The sequence below is a fragment of the Streptomyces lancefieldiae genome (assembly GCF_031845825.1).
Classification (GTDB): domain Bacteria; phylum Actinomycetota; class Actinomycetes; order Streptomycetales; family Streptomycetaceae; genus Streptomyces; species Streptomyces lancefieldiae.
In genome coordinates, this window is record NZ_JAVRFH010000223.1 from 1 (window position 1) to 1,239 (window position 1,239).

Genomic DNA, 1,239 nt, shown 5'->3' on the forward strand with positions numbered 1-1,239 from the left:
GTCGCTCACACCCTCGCCTACGACCTGATGGCCAAGGAGGCCAAGCAGGTCAAGGACCGGGTGCCTGGGGTGCCGTGCTCGGCGCTCTCCTTCCATGTGCTGTATGACAGTTCCGGCGCCGATCTGGCCCGTATCCGCCTGCTGCAGACTGTCGCCGGTCCCGAGACAGTGCGTCTAACCGCCCAGCCGTACGTGGTCAGCGACCTCGGTTCGGAGCCAGCGTGGGTGGAGGGCCGCCGTTGGGGCGATCTGCTGCGTCGGGTGGGTGCGGTGGCGGCCCGGGGTGAGGAGGGGGAGCGACGGCTTCCAGTGTCTCAGCTCCATGAGCTGCGGGAGGCTCTCTTCCAGGGGCGTGAGGTGGCGGACGGTCGCCTGGGCAACCTGCGTGCCCGCTACAGCCACCAGGGACTCGAGGATCTTCTGGGGGGCCGGGACAGTCTGTTCTGGCGCTGTTCCGAGGAAGATCCTTGGACGACAGGGTTGTTGGATGCGATGGATGCTGAGCGGTTCCTTTCCACGGGAGTGCTCGACGGCCACGGAGTGAGTCGATGACCGGGCTGATCGTCACCGTGACCATGCTCGGCGACTGGCACATCGGCTCCGGGGCGGGCCGCCACGGCCTGGTCGACCGCGGTGTGCAGCGCGACGCCGACGATCTGCCGTACATCCCCGCCAAGACCCTCGCCGGTGTCTGGCGCGACGGCTGCGAGGCCGCCGCCCACGCGCTGGACACCGGGACACCGGGGCCGTGGCACGCCTGGGTGAAGTATCTCTTCGGCAGCCAGCCTGCTCTGGAGGCGCGAGGGGTGCTTCCCTCGGCCGGTGACGGTGCTCCGAGGCCGGCGGCCCTCCAGATCGACAGCCTGCACTATCCGCCCGCCGCCGTCGCCGCCCTTCGCGGGCCGGAGCGTCACGGGCTGCGCGCGGCGGCGGTGTTCCTCAAGCCCGGTGTGGCCGTCGACCCGCGCACCGGGCGCGTGGAGGAGGGGATGCTGCGCTTCGAGGAGGTGGCGCGTGGCGGTGTACGCCTTGTGGGCCGGGCCGCGCTCACCGGTTTCGAGGACCTGGACGCACACCGGCGTGGCTGCGCCGCCGCCCTGCTGGCGGCCGGCGCCCGGCTGGTGGAGAGCCTGGGCGGCAAGCGGCGGCGCGGCGCGGGCCGGTGCCGGATCGACTTCACCGGAGTGGACGTCGACCTCGGCCTGCTCGGCGAGCCCAACCCACCGCTCCCACCCCGCC

The 1,239-nt window shown here is 71.8% G+C and carries 2 protein-coding genes; both read left to right on the forward strand.

The genetic code is table 11. The features are described 5' to 3' along the window. On the forward strand, nt 1-552 hold a 552-nt coding region (locus RM812_RS41750), incomplete at its 5' end, for a hypothetical protein (protein ID WP_311586180.1). Next, a partial coding sequence (locus tag RM812_RS41755; RefSeq protein WP_311586182.1) for an RAMP superfamily CRISPR-associated protein occupies nt 549-1,239 on the forward strand: 691 nt, incomplete at its 3' end. The genes RM812_RS41750 and RM812_RS41755, both read left to right, overlap by 4 nt.